General features: G+C 45.0%; 12 protein-coding genes. 11 read left to right on the forward strand and 1 reads right to left on the reverse strand.

Annotated features, from left to right (window positions below; translation table 11 throughout):
- Positions 1-54 precede the first annotated feature (54 nt).
- The 10 genes from ACFSCZ_RS18710 to ACFSCZ_RS18755 all read left to right on the forward strand — a co-directional run bounded on the left by ACFSCZ_RS18710 (position 55) and on the right by ACFSCZ_RS18755 (position 14336).
- On the forward strand, positions 55-2160 hold the full coding sequence (locus tag ACFSCZ_RS18710; RefSeq protein WP_380776367.1) for a (Fe-S)-binding protein: 2106 nt from the start codon (positions 55-57) through the stop codon (positions 2158-2160).
- A gap of 715 nt (positions 2161-2875) precedes the next feature.
- Positions 2876-4060, forward strand: coding sequence for an acetyl-CoA C-acetyltransferase (locus ACFSCZ_RS18715; protein WP_380776370.1), 1185 nt, complete (start codon positions 2876-2878; stop codon positions 4058-4060).
- Between the two features lie 15 nt (positions 4061-4075).
- Complete coding sequence (locus ACFSCZ_RS18720) at positions 4076-4927, forward strand: 3-hydroxybutyryl-CoA dehydrogenase (protein ID WP_380776373.1); 852 nt, start codon at positions 4076-4078, stop codon at positions 4925-4927.
- 90 nt (positions 4928-5017) lie between these two features.
- The gene (locus ACFSCZ_RS18725; protein WP_380776375.1) at positions 5018-6154 is read left to right on the forward strand and encodes an acyl-CoA dehydrogenase; all 1137 of its coding nucleotides are present in this window, start codon (positions 5018-5020) and stop codon (positions 6152-6154) included.
- A 22-nt stretch (positions 6155-6176) separates the two neighbouring features.
- The gene (locus tag ACFSCZ_RS18730; protein WP_380776377.1) at positions 6177-7307 is read left to right on the forward strand and encodes an acyl-CoA dehydrogenase; all 1131 of its coding nucleotides are present in this window, start codon (positions 6177-6179) and stop codon (positions 7305-7307) included.
- Positions 7308-7407: 100 nt separating this feature from the next.
- Positions 7408-8052: a TetR/AcrR family transcriptional regulator gene (locus ACFSCZ_RS18735; RefSeq protein ID WP_380776380.1), complete on the forward strand. Its 645-nt coding sequence runs from the start codon at positions 7408-7410 to the stop codon at positions 8050-8052.
- 5 nt (positions 8053-8057) lie between these two features.
- Positions 8058-11312 carry a fused isobutyryl-CoA mutase/GTPase IcmF gene (icmF, locus tag ACFSCZ_RS18740; RefSeq protein WP_380776383.1) on the forward strand — a complete coding sequence of 1085 codons (3255 nt, stop codon included), beginning with the start codon at positions 8058-8060 and terminating at the stop codon, positions 11310-11312.
- 81 nt (positions 11313-11393) lie between these two features.
- A complete protein-coding gene (locus ACFSCZ_RS18745) occupies positions 11394-11573 on the forward strand; it encodes a hypothetical protein (protein ID WP_380776386.1) in 180 nt (59 codons plus the stop codon).
- 338 nt (positions 11574-11911) lie between these two features.
- Complete coding sequence (gene rpoE / locus ACFSCZ_RS18750; RefSeq protein ID WP_380776389.1) at positions 11912-12466, forward strand: DNA-directed RNA polymerase subunit delta; 555 nt, start codon at positions 11912-11914, stop codon at positions 12464-12466.
- 274 nt (positions 12467-12740) lie between these two features.
- Positions 12741-14336 (forward strand): CTP synthase, encoded by a 1596-nt coding sequence (locus ACFSCZ_RS18755; RefSeq protein WP_380776392.1) that lies wholly within the window; start codon positions 12741-12743, stop codon positions 14334-14336.
- Positions 14337-14742: 406 nt separating this feature from the next.
- Here the strand turns inward: ACFSCZ_RS18755 and ACFSCZ_RS18760 are convergent, their stop codons facing one another.
- Positions 14743-15264, reverse strand: a complete 522-nt coding sequence (locus ACFSCZ_RS18760; protein ID WP_380776395.1) for a DUF2529 domain-containing protein — start codon at positions 15262-15264, stop codon at positions 14743-14745.
- Positions 15265-15486: 222 nt separating this feature from the next.
- Here ACFSCZ_RS18760 and ACFSCZ_RS18765 point away from each other — a divergent pair, with 222 nt between their 5' ends.
- Entirely contained in the window at positions 15487-15867 is a 381-nt protein-coding gene (locus tag ACFSCZ_RS18765; protein ID WP_380776398.1) for a response regulator, read from the forward strand.
- The last annotated feature ends 26 nt before the right edge of the window (positions 15868-15893 follow it).

Consider the following 15893-nt stretch of genomic DNA (forward strand, 5'->3'; position numbering starts at 1 on the left):
ACTTTCTGAAAAGTCATATACTGTTATAACAAAGCAGAAGGGAGCGGACAGGATATGCATGCTGGTTTATGGCTGAATTGGATGGCATTTCTTCTTGTAACCGCATACGGCATATATTTGTTTGCCTATGTGGTCAGAACCCGTATTCATTTTATTAAACTGGGAAAAAAAGAAGAATTTGACCAAGACATAAAAGCACGGCTGAAAAACATATGGACCTATGTGTTCGGGCAAAAAAAGCTGCTCAAGGATCGAAAGAGCGGAATCATTCATGTCATGTTTTTTTACGGATTCATCCTTGTGCAATTCGGGGCGGTCGATTTTATTTGGAAAGGTCTTGTTCCGGGATCCCATATACCCCTCGGTCCGCTGTATCCCGGGTTTAAATTTTTTCAGGAAATCGTGACTCTTATTATCTTGTTTGCGGTGGCATGGGCGTTTTACAGGCGGTATATTGAAAAGCTTGTCAGATTAAAACGGGGCTTTTATGCAGGGCTTGTTCTGTTATTTATCGGAGGGCTTATGCTCTCAGTCCTATTCGGAAACGGTATGGCCCTTATTTGGCAGCAAGAGCCGCTGACATGGGCAGAGCCGGCAGCTTCAGGCATTGCGGCGGCATTCGGATGGATGAGCCCATTTGCTGCAGGGGTCATGTTTTATGTGGCATGGTGGCTGCATTTGCTGATATTATTGGCTTTCCTCGTGTATGTACCCCAATCGAAGCATGCTCATTTAATTGCAGGCCCGGCCAATGTTTACCTGGAGCCGCCGGATGGCGGGAAAAAGCTGAAGCCCATTGATTTTGAAGATGAGACAGCTGAAACATTTGGTGTCGGCAAAATAAGTGAATTTACTCAATTCCAGCTTGTGGACCTGTATGCCTGTGTTGAGTGCGGGCGCTGTACGAATATGTGCCCGGCGACCGGTACAGGGAAAATGCTCTCTCCGATGGATATCATGATTAAACTCCGCAATCATTTAACAAACTATGGTGCGTCGGTTACTAGAAAGCAGCCGTGGGTTCCTTCCTATGCCTTTGCGAATACAGTGGGCAACCAAATGGCCAAAACAAGCAGTGATAACGGTGCTTCAGAAGCGGCAGCAGCTGCTGACTATGAACCCAGAATGATTGGAGATATCATTACGCAAGAGGAGCTGTGGGCCTGTACGACTTGCCGAAACTGCGAGGACCAATGCCCTGTCATGAATAAGCATGTAAGCCATATCATCGATATGCGCCGTTATCTCGTACTGACGGAAGGGAAAATGAATCCTGATGCCCAGCGGGCGATGCAGAGTATTGAAAGACAGGGAAATCCTTGGGGCCTGAACCGTAAAGAAAAAGAAAACTGGAGAGATCTTCGAGAGGATATCCACGTGCCGACAGTCAAAGAGATGAAAAAAGCCGGTGAGGAATTCGAGTATCTTTTATGGGTCGGCTCGATGGGGGCATTTGACAGTAGAAGCCAAAAAATTGCCCTGTCTTTTGCAAAGCTGCTGAATAAAGCCGGAGTGTCATTTGCCATTCTCGGGAACAAGGAGAAAAATTCAGGAGACACACCGCGCCGTCTCGGCAATGAGTTTCTTTTTCAGGAACTGGCCGCTGCCAATATAAAAGAGTTTGAGAAAAACAACATTAAAAAAATTGTGACCATAGATCCGCATGCCTATAATATATTTAAAAACGAATATCCTGATTTTGGTTTGGAAGCGGAAGTGTACCACCATACTGAGTTGCTTGACCAGCTTGTTAAAGAAGGCCGTTTGGAGCCAAAGTATGAAGTGAATGAAAAAATTACTTTCCATGATTCTTGCTATCTTGGCCGCTATAACGATGTGTATGACCCGCCCAGGGAAATTCTTACATCGATCCCGGGTGTAAAGTTGGTAGAAATGGAGAGAAACAGGGACAATGGGATGTGCTGCGGAGCGGGTGGAGGCTTGATGTGGATGGAGGAGGATACAGGAATTCGGATCAATGTGGCCAGAACAGAGCAGGCCCTTGCAGTTGATCCATCAGTTATCACTTCCGGATGCCCATACTGCTTGACCATGCTCAGTGATGGCACAAAAGCGAAAGAAGCAGAAAGCAGAGTACACACGTACGATGTTGCGGAAGTTTTGGAAAGGTCTGTATTTGGAAAAGTGGAAGTTTCATAGAATACTTGGAGGTGCTCATATAAGGAGCGCCTCTTGCTGAATCGGTTCACTGAGCGAGCGGTCAATCAGTGTTTGTAAGCGCTTAAAAAGTTATGCTGACTGTAAAAATATTTGCCGAAAGACTTGTGGTGATAAGTCAATGAAAAAATGAAAAAAGAAATAGCTGTCAGTACTTTTTTTATCAAAAAAATGGCGCACTAAAACTAACCCGCCCAATTGAAGAAACATGTTCATATATGGCTGAAAGGATTCAAAAGCATTTTGTCTTTTGGACTATACGCTTCTTTCTGGCGTGTAGAGTTGGTGGTTGCGTAGTAGCACATCCACCAGACTCATAAGTTTTTCTCAAGTCATGACAAGGGCTTTTTTATGTTGGTATTTCGGAACTGTGACCCGTACAATTGTTGTACTGCAAGCGCACAGTTGATCGATGATGGATGCAGGTGAGCTGAAAGAAAAGCCTGGAAGCTCCACCTGCAACATATGATATCCCGGACTAATCGATTCTAAGCATTCGCAGCCGGGGCCCCGATTCCTTTCCGTCGCCTGCTAAGAATTGGACACTTCAGTTAATGGCAAGCAGCTTCGTTGTGCCTTGGGTATAAGATCAGTGGCTTGGCAAACCGGCCGGTATGGAAACAGAAAAAACTCTATCATACAGTTATCAAGGAGCAAATTTTTGTTCTTGAAATATATAATACGAGGAGAGGGATGAATGAGAAGAACAGTCATTCTGGAAGGGGCAAGAACTCCGTTTGGAAAGTTTGGAGGCGGACTACGTGTATTGAGCGCTTCGGACCTCGGAGGAATTGCGGTAAAAGAAGCGTTAAGCCGTTCCGGTGTGAAGCCGCAAGATGTTCAGGAAGTGATACTAGGCACAGTTTTACAGGGAGGACAGGGACAAATTCCATCGAGGCAGGCGGCGAAAAAGGCAGGGATTCCATGGAATGTAAAAACGGAAACCATTAATAAAGTATGTGCTTCGGGCATGCGGGCTGTTACTCTGGGAGATCAAGTCATTCGGTCAGGAGACGAAGAAGTGATCGCGGCCGGCGGAATGGAGTCCATGTCCAATGCACCGTATATACTCCCGAAAGCGAGATGGGGCTATAAGATGGGTAACGCTTCGGTCGTTGACGGAATGACTTATGACGGACTGACTTGTTCATTCTCAGGTGTCCATATGGGGACCTACGGAAATGATCGTGCGAAGGAGTTCGAGATTACAAGAGAGTCCCAGGACGACTGGGCCCTAAGAAGCCATGTAAGGGCGCTGAGGGCGAAGGAACTGCTGGCTGAAGAGATGGTTCCGGTGGAAGTCCCGCAGCAAAAAGGGGAGTCCGTTATAGTGGATCAGGATGAGGGCCCAAGGAGTGATACAACCAGAGAAAAGCTGGCAGCACTGAGGCCGGTATTTGATCCGGATGGGACCATTACAGCGGGAAATGCTCCCGGAGTCAATGACGGGGCTGCAGCTCTTATCCTGATGAGCGAGGAAAGGGCAATTCGTGAAAGGAGAAAACCGCTCGCAACTATCCTTGGCCATGCAGAGATGGCAGCAGAAGCAAAGGATTTTCCGAAAACTCCTGGACTCGTGATTGAAGAACTGTTGAAAAAATGCGGAAAAACAATAGAGGAGGTCGATCTGTTTGAAATAAATGAAGCCTTCGCTGCTGTGGCCCTGATAAGCAGTAAAATTTCCCGGGTTCCCTCTGAAAAAATAAATGTGAATGGCGGGGCTATTGCTTTGGGACACCCGATAGGCGCAAGCGGGGCGCGAATTATCCTGACTCTTGCCTACGAGTTGAGGCGCCGAGGCGGAGGGCTTGGTGTTGCTTCCATCTGTTCAGGGGGCGGCCAGGGCGACGCCATTATGCTGGAAGTTCCCAAAAATGATTGAGCTGGAGGGGAAGCAATGCAAATTGAAACAGTAATGGTAGTAGGAGCGGGGCAAATGGGCTCAGGAATTGCTCAAGTATGTGCCCAGTCGGGATTTCAAGTGTTTCTGAATGACCTTCAAGACACGATGGTTGAAAAAGGGCTGGCTGTCATCCGTAAAAACTTGGAGCGCCAAGTCGGCAAAGAAAAAATGAGTAAGGAAGAAAAAGATGCCATTCTTGCACGGGTGATTCCATCCACTCATCTGAAGGATGCGGAACATGCTGATATGGTCATTGAAGCAGCCACTGAAAATAGTACTGTCAAAATGAACATATTTAAAGAGCTGGATCGCTATGCCCCGGAGCATGTCATTTTGGCAACGAATACTTCATCCCTTCCCATTACAGAAATCGCAGCTGCAACAAATCGTCCGGAAAAAGTCATCGGTATGCATTTTATGAATCCGGTTCCTGTTATGAAACTTGTAGAAATTATTCGGGGTCTGGCAACAGCAGATGAAGTATGTAAGGCAGTCAAAGAGATAACCGGCCGACTGAATAAAATAGCGGTGGAAGTAAATGATTTTCCGGGATTTGTATCAAATCGGGTACTTATGCCGATGATTAACGAAGCCATTTACGCAGTATATGAGGGAGTAGCGAGCAAAGAAGCGGTAGATGAAGTAATGAAGCTGGGCATGAACCATCCGATGGGACCGCTGACCCTTGCTGACTTTATCGGACTGGATACATGCCTTTATATTATGGAGACGCTCCACGAAGGTTTTGGCGATGACAAATACCGCCCCTGTCCCCTGTTGCGAAAATATGTTAAGGCCGGCTGGCTCGGAAGAAAATCGGGAAGAGGATTTTATCAATACACATAGCGGGCGGATGGTTGGCCAATCATGTGAAAAGTACGCGCCTTATGACTTGCGTTGGTAAACAAATACTCAAATTCCGATAAGGAGGAACCCATGAATCTCCAATTTACCGAAGAACAGGTCATGGTGAGGAACATGGTCAGGGATTTTGCCGAATCCGAGATACGTCCGCATATTGAGAGAATGTCAGCCGGCGAGTTTCCCCGTGACATCATTAACAAAATGGGAAAACTGGGGCTGATGGGAATGACAGCTCCTGAACAGTATGGCGGCGCGGGCATGGATTTTATCTCTTATATTATAGCCATTCATGAATTGTCGAAAGTCAGTGCAACGATAGGAGTTATTTTGTCTGTGCATACCTCTGTAGGAACCAATCCGATTCTACAATTTGGAACAGAAGAACAGAAGCTGAAATTTGTCCCTGGACTTGCGAAAGGCCAATCGCTTGCAGCTTTTTGCCTGACAGAGTCCGGGGCCGGGTCAGATGCTGGTGCGATTCAAACGAGAGCGGTGCGTCATGGTGACGAGTACACCGTCAACGGCTCTAAAATGTTTATTACAAATGGCGGCGAAGCGGATGTTTATATTGTATTCGCGGTTACTGATCCCACTAAAGGCCACCGCGGAATCTCAGCGTTTATCCTTGAAAAAGATACACCGGGTTTCCGGATTGGAAAAGATGAGAAGAAGATGGGGCTCGATGGATCCAGAACGGTTCCACTTATTTTCGAAGATGTCAAAATACCCGCGCACCATCTCCTTGGAGAAGAAGGCAAAGGGTTCAGCGTGGCGATGGCCAATCTGAATATTGGACGGATTGGTATTGCAGCCCAGGCATTAGGAATTGCTGAAGCAGCCTATGAGGCGGCATCCGCATATGCAAAGGAGAGAAAACAATTCGGCAAACCGATCGCTGAACAACAAGGAATAGCCTTCAAGCTTGCTGACATGGCCACAGCTGCAGAAGGCGCCAGGCTTCTGCTTTATCGCGCGGCAGAATTGTGCTCTTTAGGAAAACCTTGTGTGAAGGAAGTGTCCATGGCCAAGTTATTTGCATCAAGGGCAGCGATGGAGAATGCAACAGAGGCCATACAAATATTTGGGGGATATGGGTACACAAAAGAATTTCCTGTCGAACGCTTTTTCAGAGATGCAAAAGTGACCGAAATATATGAAGGAACAAGTGAGATTCAAAGAATTGTGATCAGCAGACAGCTTCTGAAATAGATCCGGGCTGGGAGGGGTCTCGATGAACTTTTCATTAAGTGAAGAGCATGAAATGATCAGAAAGATGGTGCATGACTTTGCAAATAAAGAGGTAGAGCCAACAGCAGCTGAACGGGATGAGGAAGAGCGGTTTGATATGACTATTTTTGAGAGAATGGCAGAACTGGGATTGACTGGTATCCCTTGGCCGGAAAAATATGGGGGCATCGGGAGCGATTATTTGGCATACTGCATTGCGGTTGAGGAATTGTCCCGTGTGTGTGCATCCACCGGGGTTACCCTTTCTGCCCACACATCGCTTGCCGGGTGGCCGGTTTTTGCATTCGGTACAGAAGAGCAGAAGGAAAAATATTTAACACCAATGGCTGAGGGAACGAAGATTGGAGCTTATGGACTCACTGAGCCGGGTTCCGGGTCAGATGCAGGCGGGATGAAAACAACAGCTAAGCGAGATGGGGAGCACTACATTTTAAACGGATCCAAAATATTTATCACAAATGGCGGGATCGCCGATGTTTATATTGTTTTTGCCTTGCTTGACCCTAAAGATAAACGAAGTTGTACGGCTTTTATTGTAGAGAAAAATTTTGAGGGATTTTCCATCGGTAAAAAGGAGAAAAAACTGGGGATCCGGTCTTCACCCACAACTGAGATCCTCTTTGAGGACTGTAAAGTTCCCGTGGGAAATGTTCTTGGAGACGAAGGATATGGTTTTAAAATTGCCATGATGACCCTGGATGGCGGTAGAAACGGGATTGCCGCCCAGGCGGTCGGAATTGCTCAAGGAGCCCTTGATGCAGCTTTGGCATATGCCAAAGAAAGAAAACAATTCGGCAGACCGATCATGGATAATCAGGGGGTTTCATTCAAGCTGGCGGATATGGCAACTCTTATCGAGGCTTCCAGGCTGCTCACCTATCAGGCGGCATGGCTGGAGTCCGAAGGGCTTCCATACGGAAAAGCGTCTGCCATGTCCAAGCTAATGGCCGGGGATACGGCCATGAAAGTGACCATCGATGCCGTACAAATATTTGGCGGTTACGGCTATACAAAAGAATACCCGGTAGAACGGTATATGCGTGATGCGAAAATTACCCAAATTTATGAAGGAACCCAGGAGATTCAGCGGCTGGTGATTTCCAGAATGTTATGACACAGGGGTTTAAGAGATGAAGAAAAAACGCCGGGTTTGATCATGCAGGCATGCCTGCTACGGATGAGCCCGCATGGGCAGATGGAGAAGGTGAATTAAATTGGCAGTCAAAAGGGAAATTCAGGCATCAGTAAAAGATCAGAAGCTGGTGGAAATGCGCCGCGGTCAAATGATCCGCGGAGCGGTAAGCCTATTTAAGCAAAAAGGCTTTCACCGGACAACGACAAGAGAAATTGCCAAGGCAGCCGGTTTCAGTATCGGTACGTTGTATGAGTATATCCGGACAAAGGAGGATGTGCTATTTCTTGTCTGCGACAGCATATATGAGAGGGTGCAGAACAGACTGAGCAGCATAGATCTGGAGACAGGGAGTTTACAGGACCTGAAACTCGGGATTGCCCATTATTTTAGAATCGTTGATGAAATGCAGGATGAAGTGCTGGTCATGTACCAGGAAGTAAAATCATTATCCAATGAAGCGCGTTCGTATGTCTTAAAGAAGGAGCTGGAAATGGTCGGCATGTTTGATCAGCTGATCCGTCGCTGTGCAGAAAACGGAGAGCTTTCTCTTACAAGGGACCATCAGAAAATGCTGGCCCATACGATCTTTGTCCAAGGCCAAATGTGGGGGTTCCGCCGCTGGGCTCTTCAAAAGACGTATACAATTGATGAATATATCCGACTCCAGACAGATTTGCTTTTTCCAGAATCAAGCAGTAAAGGATTAGCGGAAATAGGAGGGTGAAATAAGTGAGTGAAGTCTACACGCCCCAATATCCGGTCCGGTTCATCACCGCTTCCAGCCTGTTTGACGGACATGATGCATCCATTAATATCATGCGAAGAATATTGCAGGCAAGCGGAGCAGAAGTCATCCATCTGGGCCATAACCGTTCAGTGGAAGAAGTGGTTCATGCCGCTATACAGGAAGATGTACAGGGAATTGCCGTTTCTTCCTATCAAGGCGGCCATATGGAGTATTTTAAGTATATGTATGACTTGCTGAAGAAAAAGGGGGCGCCGCATATTCGCATATATGGCGGCGGAGGCGGGGTCATCATCCCGCGCGAAAGAAAAGAGCTTCACAATTATGGGGTCGCCCGCATCTTTTCTCCCGAAGACGGGCGCAAGCTCGGCCTGCAGGGGATGATTAATCTAATGCTCCAGGAATGCGACTTTTCCACGGTAGATGATTCGGTTGAACAAGAGGTTGCCAAACTTCCAACAGGCAATATGGCTGTGGCTGCCAAATTAATTACTTTTGCGGAAAATAAAAAAGAAGAGCATATGGACTGGTATAAGGAGATTCTTTCGCGAATTCTTACAATGGGCAAAGAGGCCCCTGTTCTTGGTATTACCGGTACAGGGGGAGCAGGAAAAAGTTCATTGACAGACGAATTAATCCGGAGGTTTCTTCATGAAATTCCGGAAAAAAAGGTGGCTGTTTTATCGGTTGACCCAACACGGCTCAAGACAGGCGGGGCTCTGCTGGGAGACAGGATTCGTATGAATGCGATCTTTTCTCCGCGTGTCTATATGAGAAGCCTTGCCACCCGGGGGTCAAGAAACGAGCTTTCGGCTGCCATCCGCGACGCCATACAAATTGTTCAAGCAGCAGGTGCTGATCTGATTATTGTTGAAACAAGCGGCATAGGCCAGGGGGATGCGGAAATAAGGAAAGTCAGTGATATTGCCCTGTATGTAATGACAAGTGAATATGGTGCTCCCACACAGCTTGAGAAAATAGACATGATTGATTTTGCAGACATCATCGCGATCAACAAATTTGAGAAAAAAGGCTCGGAGGATGCCTTAAACCAGGTGAGGAAACAATATCAAAGAAGCCATATGCTGTTTCATCAGACTATTGACACCATGCCTGTGTATGGAACGATGGCCAATCAATTTAATGATCCAGGGACAAATACTTTATTTGCCGCTCTCATTGAGCTGATAAATAAGAAATGCGGCACAGACTGGAAGGTGTCTTTTCCCAAAACAGAGGCAGTGAAAAATCAAAAAAATGTGATTATTCCCCCCTCACGCCAGCATTATTTACGGGAGATTGCTGAGACTGTACGAACGTATCAAAAGCATACTGCAAACCAGGTACAGACTGCCCGGAAGCTGTTTCAGATAGAAGGCACAATAGAGGCGCTTGAAAGTGAAGGGGAAAACAATGAAATGATTCAAGTTCTTGTGAAAATAAAAGAAGAGGCGGAGGCACAACTTACCCCCTATTCCAAAAAAGTTTTGGAACATTGGGAGGGGACAAAGGAGAGCTATGCAAAAGATCATTATGCTGTAAAAATCAGAGGTAAAGAAATTGTAACGGAATTAAAGACAAAAACCTTATCGGGTCTTTCCATACCGAAGGTCAGCCTGCCTTCCTACAAGGATTACGGTGAAATTTTACAATGGGTATATAAAGAAAATGTACCAGGCTCGTTTCCTTATACAGCAGGTGTATTTCCTTTTAAACGGCAGGGAGAGGATCCGAAGAGACAGTTTGCCGGGGAAGGGACACCCGAGCGTACGAACCGCAGGTTCCACTACTTATCAAAAGATGACAAAGCCAAACGGCTAAGCACGGCTTTTGATTCAGTCACTTTGTATGGAGAAGACCCTGATGAGCGGCCGGATATATACGGAAAAATAGGAGAGAGCGGTGTCAGTATCTGTACGCTTGATGATATGAAGAAACTGTATGCCGGTTTTGACCTGTGTGATCCGTCCACATCTGTCTCCATGACGATCAATGGCCCTGCTCCAATTATTTTGGCAATGTTTATGAATACAGCTATTGACCAGCAGGTGGAAAAAAAGCAGGAAGAGCTGGGCAGAGGGCTGACCCGTGAAGAATTTGAGGAGTTAAAGAGCCACACTCTGAAAACAGTGCGGGGTACTGTTCAGGCCGATATTTTAAAAGAAGATCAAGGACAAAATACGTGTGTGTTTTCTACAGAGTTTGCATTAAGAATGATGGGAGACATTCAGCAGTATTTCATCGATCATCAAGTAAGAAATTATTACTCCGTGTCTATATCCGGTTACCATATTGCCGAAGCAGGGGCTAATCCGATTTCACAGCTTGCGTTTACGCTTGCCAATGGTTTCACATATGTTGAATACTATTTGAGCCGCGGAATGGATATCGATGATTTTGCTCCTAACCTGTCCTTCTTTTTTTCAAACGGTCTGGATCCGGAATATACAGTCATCGGAAGAGTGGCCAGAAGGATTTGGGCAGTTGTGATGCGTGAAAAATACGGTGCAAACGAACGCAGCCAGAAACTGAAATATCATATTCAAACATCAGGCAGGTCCCTCCATGCACAAGAGATGGATTTTAACGATATCCGGACAACGCTTCAAGCACTAATGGCTTTGCAGGATCATTGCAATTCACTTCATACCAATGCTTACGACGAGGCGATCACCACCCCGACAGAGCAATCAGTAAGGAGAGCAATGGCAATTCAGATGATTATTACAAAAGAACACGGTTTGTCAAAAAATGAAAACTCTCTGCAAGGATCTTTTATTGTGGAGGAGTTGACAGACTTGGTGGAGGAAGCCGTCCTTCAGGAGTTTGAGCGCCTCAATGACAGAGGCGGAGTACTAGGAGCGATGGAGACCCAGTATCAAAGGGGGAAAATACAGGAGGAGTCCCTGTATTACGAGACTTTAAAACATTCTGGAGAACTTCCTATTATCGGTGTTAATACGTATGTAAATCCGAACCCTCTATCTGAAGAGGAAATGGATCATCTAGAATTGGCCCGCGCTGCAAAAGAGGAAAAAGTAACACAGATTCGAAATTTACGCTCTTTCCAAAGCAAACATGCCAAGGAAGCGGAAGCAGCCTTAAGCAGGTTAAAAGAAACGGCAGTCAGCGGAGAAAATATTTTTGCTGAACTGATGAAAACAACGAGGACAGCCAGCCTGGGGCAGATTACTCATGCTCTGTATGAAGTCGGCGGACAATACAGGCGGAACATGTAAGTGGTAACTTGGCTTTTCTGGTATTTGTTTGCAGATCCAGATAAAATGATTGTATAACGTTTGTTGACTGGATGTGGGTAAATGAAATTCGGACTGAAGGTATTGGGCTTTTTGATTGCTCTGGCTGTCAGTTATGCTTTATACCAAAGCCGTCTTGGAGCGGTTCCGTTTCTTGCTGCCTCAGCTGTGTTGTTTTATCTCGGTTATCGCCTTATGAATGGATCTGAAAGTAAACAGACGGAAGAGCCTCCTCCCGAATAAGATAGGCCGAATGAACCGCAGCAGGGCAGCTGTGGTTTTTTTACGCAAGGATGCTGAATTGAAGGAAAAGTACATAGGTCAATCGTTTATTCATTGCTTCTCACTTAATTTTTATAAATAATGAATAAAAGAGTGGCATAATGGAAAGATATTTGTTTATAATGTGGAGTATCTATAAATAGCACGAAATCATGAATGTTCGGCAACTGCGTCCTCCCCGGCAAGGTCTAAGCCGCGCTTTCTGTGCCGGCTAATGAATGGCCTCCTCAGAATATAGTGGTGTATTTGCAGGGATCAAGCGGGACGCGGGCACTTTTCTTAATATAGGCGGAAAGGTTGTGCAGGGATTGAGACTTCAGGAATTATCCAAGGAAGAGTTGCAGGAAATGTCTTTTATTGAATTGGCGCAAACGATATTAATTGAAAAAAAACAAGGAATGCAATTCCAGGAACTGACAGCTGAAATTGCTAAATTGCTGGGGTTGTCCGAGGACGACATTCGCCCTAGAATTCTTCAGTTTTATACTGACTTGAATGTGGATGGAAGCTTTATGGCCCTAGGTGACAATACATGGGGGCTCCGGGAGTGGTATCCATTTGATCAAGTTGATGAAGAGGTGATTATTCCTACTGCACCAAAGAAGAAAAAGAAAAAATCCAAGGCTGCGCTGGAAGAGGATGAACTTCTTCTTGGTATGGACGATGATGATCTGGAGTATGAAGAAGATTTGGACGAAAGTTTCGATGAGGAAGAGGATGAAAGTCTTGAAGCTCTTCAGGAAGAGGAAGCAGAGTTTGAGGACGACGATGAAGAACTGTTAGACAGCGATTATGAATTGGAAGAAGATGATGAGGAATTAGACTTGGAGGACGAGGAAGAAGATGAAGAATAATATTCTTGACTTCTTACCATCCAATATGTAGAATCTTACTTGGGCTCCTTTGAAAAAGGACTGATTTACGATACGTAACGCTCCCTTACTTTTGTAGCGGGGCGTTTTTTATGTTTTTTGACAGGTTAAATACCTCATATTCTGTGAGCGGTGTAAGTTCGTCAAAGGGCTATTGTCTTGATTTGCCGAATGAACGCTTGCATTTTTTTGTTGATTTTTGGTTATCTGGAAGAATGATGTGGAATCCTAGGGACAGGATGAAGGAGGAAAAGTTGTGTCAAAATATATATTCGTAACTGGTGGTGTTGTTTCCTCGCTGGGGAAAGGAATTACTGCTGCATCACTCGGTCGCTTACTTAAAAATCGCGGTTTAAATGTCACCATTCAAAAGTTTGACCCTTATTTGAATGTAGATCCGGGTACAATGAGCCCATATCAGCATGGTGAAGTATTTGTAACAGAAGATGGGGCAGAGACTGATTTAGATCTTGGACATTATGAACGCTTTATCGATATTAATCTGAATAAATACAGTAACGTGACGACTGGAAAAATATATTCCGAGGTCATAAGAAAAGAACGCCGGGGGGATTATAACGGCGGGACTGTACAAGTTATTCCTCATATTACCAACGAAATCAAAGACCGGATTTATCGTGCAGCCGAAAAAACAGATGCTGATGTTGTGATTACGGAGATCGGCGGTACGGTAGGTGACATTGAATCACTGCCATTCCTTGAGGCCATCAGGCAGATGAAAAATGATGTCGGCCGGGATAACGTGATGTATATCCATTGTACACTTGTCCCTTATATCAAAGCTGCCGGAGAAATGAAGACAAAACCTACACAGCACAGTGTAAAAGAGCTGAGGAGTCTGGGAATCCAGCCTAATGTCATTGTTGTTCGTACGGAAATGCCCATTTCCCAAGATATGAAAGACAAGATTGCATTATTCTGTGATATTGAAAAACATGCTGTGATTGAAATGATGGATGCAGATACCCTTTATTCTGTTCCGCTGGCTTTACAAGACCAGCATTTAGACCAAATTGTCTGTGATCATTTAAAAATTGTCTCATTTGAGGCAGACATGACTGATTGGCATGCACTGGTAGAAAAAGTGAAGAACTTATCCTTTACAGCCAAAATTGCTCTGGTAGGCAAATATGTGGAACTTCCTGATGCCTACATCTCTGTAGTGGAAGCACTAAAACATGCAGGTTACGTGTATAATGCAGACATTGAAGTCAAATGGCTGAATGCTGAACTGGTAAATGATGAGAATACGGAGGAATTGCTGAGCGACTGTGACGGGATTCTTGTACCAGGAGGATTTGGAGATCGTGGGGTTGATGGTAAACTGGCTGCGATCAAATATGCAAGAGAAAATAAAGTGCCATTCTTGGGAATCTGCCTGGGCATGCAGCTGGCCTCCATTGAATATGCACGAAATGTTGCAGGGCTTGAGACGGCACATTCATCAGAAATCAACCCGGCAACAAATCATCCGGTGATTGACCTGCTGCCGGACCAAGATAAAATTGTTGATCTTGGCGGAACACTTCGATTGGGCAATTACCCGTGCAAACTGAAGACAGGAACAAAGGCCTATGAATTATACGATAAAGATATCATCCATGAGCGCCACCGCCACCGTTACGAATTTAATAATGATTACCGGCAACAGTTGGAAGAAGCAGGCTTTATTTTCTCCGGTACAAGCCCTGATGGAAGACTGGTTGAAATTGTGGAAATAGCGGACCATCCTTGGTTTGTCGCCAGCCAGTTTCATCCTGAATTTACATCACGGCCTACAAGACCGCAACCGCTTTTCAAAGGGTTTATCCATGCTGCGTTGAAAAAATAAAAGGATACCGGGGAACTCGCCTCCAGCTGGAAACAGACCAGGCTCAGGAAAATGAATTTTTTCCTGAGCCTGGTTTTCGTTTAATTGACGTTGTTTTTCCGATATAATTCCAGTCTTTTGAACTAACTGTTGATCGCGGCTTTTCATGTTCTCGCCCAAATCTTGTGGTAACGGAACTACGGATGATAACGAAACTCGCCGGTTATAAATTTAAGGCAAACGTTTGGTCAAGATCACCAAAGCATCCACGTGACTAACACACCAGGAACATGATACTGATGAAGCCTGAGAGCAAATAGAGGAGCTCCTCCATACTTTTGCCATTAAATAATAACTTTTATTATACATAGGTAAATGTACCGTCGGATCAGAATCAGGCATTTCAGCCCGGAGCAACAGTCCGTTTTTACTCATATTCCGACAGGATTTCATCCACAGTAACTTTCAGGGCATGGTAGATAAATAACGCGGTAATTAGCGAAGGGAAAACAACCCTGCTCCCGTCTTCTGCCGGAAGAATCGGACGAATGGCATGGGTATCAATGTGGACATCCGCCAATTGGGATAATTCTTCACTTTTTTCCCGGGTTACGGCTGAAACAGAAACAAATGGAGTGTGATGTTCAGCAAGTTTCCTGCCTAAATCTAAGGCTTTAGGACTGTCAGAAAAACGTGAAAACAACAAAACACGATCTGCAGGGGTCAACTCATCCAACTCCCTGTATCTGGCTGTTTGTCTCATCGGTTCAGGCCCTTTCAAAGCATCCAGAACAACGCCCTCCATCTCATCGAATCCTTCAATATAAATGGTTCCCTCGCCGGCGTGAGCCTGCGCTAATAATCTTGCTCCGTCTTCCAGGGCCAGTTCTTCTTTATCTTTAATCTTCATAAAAATTCCGGTCAGCTGGGTCGATAGCATTTTCAACATAATAGACTTCCTTTCCAAACATGAGACTCGTAATAAAGATGTCCTAACTTGGGAAAAAAAGCAAGTTATTGTCAAAAGAAAATGTAAAGGGTTACAACTTTAGAAGGAGAATGTATTCTATACAGCGAATAACAATCACTAAGTTATTAAAATCAAAACATCCTATTGAAATATGAATCTGAAGTAGTTGGTATGGATTACTCTAGTCAAAGGAGGATCTAAATGGAAAAGGTGTTAATTGTCGATGATCAATTCGGAATACGAACTTTATTGGACGAAGTTCTGCAAAAAGAAGGGTACGAGATTTTTCAAGCTGCTAATGGTTTGCAGGCTTTGGACGTAACCGAAAAGCATGATCCCGATCTTGTTTTACTGGATATGAAAATACCGGGAATGGACGGTCTTGAAATATTGAGTAAGCTGAAGGAAATAAAGGCAGATATAAAAGTGATCATTATGACTGCATACGGTGAAAAAGATTTAATAGAAAAGACGAAAGAACTGGGAGCGCTTGCACATTTTTCGAAGCCGTTTGACATTGATGAAATCCGTTCGGCTGTTAGGAAGTACTTGTTCCAGCCGTCAGACTGGACGACTACATAAACATAGAATGTAAAGGATCGTTGATA

The organism is Siminovitchia sediminis (genome assembly GCF_042680885.1).
Classification (GTDB): domain Bacteria; phylum Bacillota; class Bacilli; order Bacillales; family Bacillaceae_C; genus Siminovitchia; species Siminovitchia sediminis.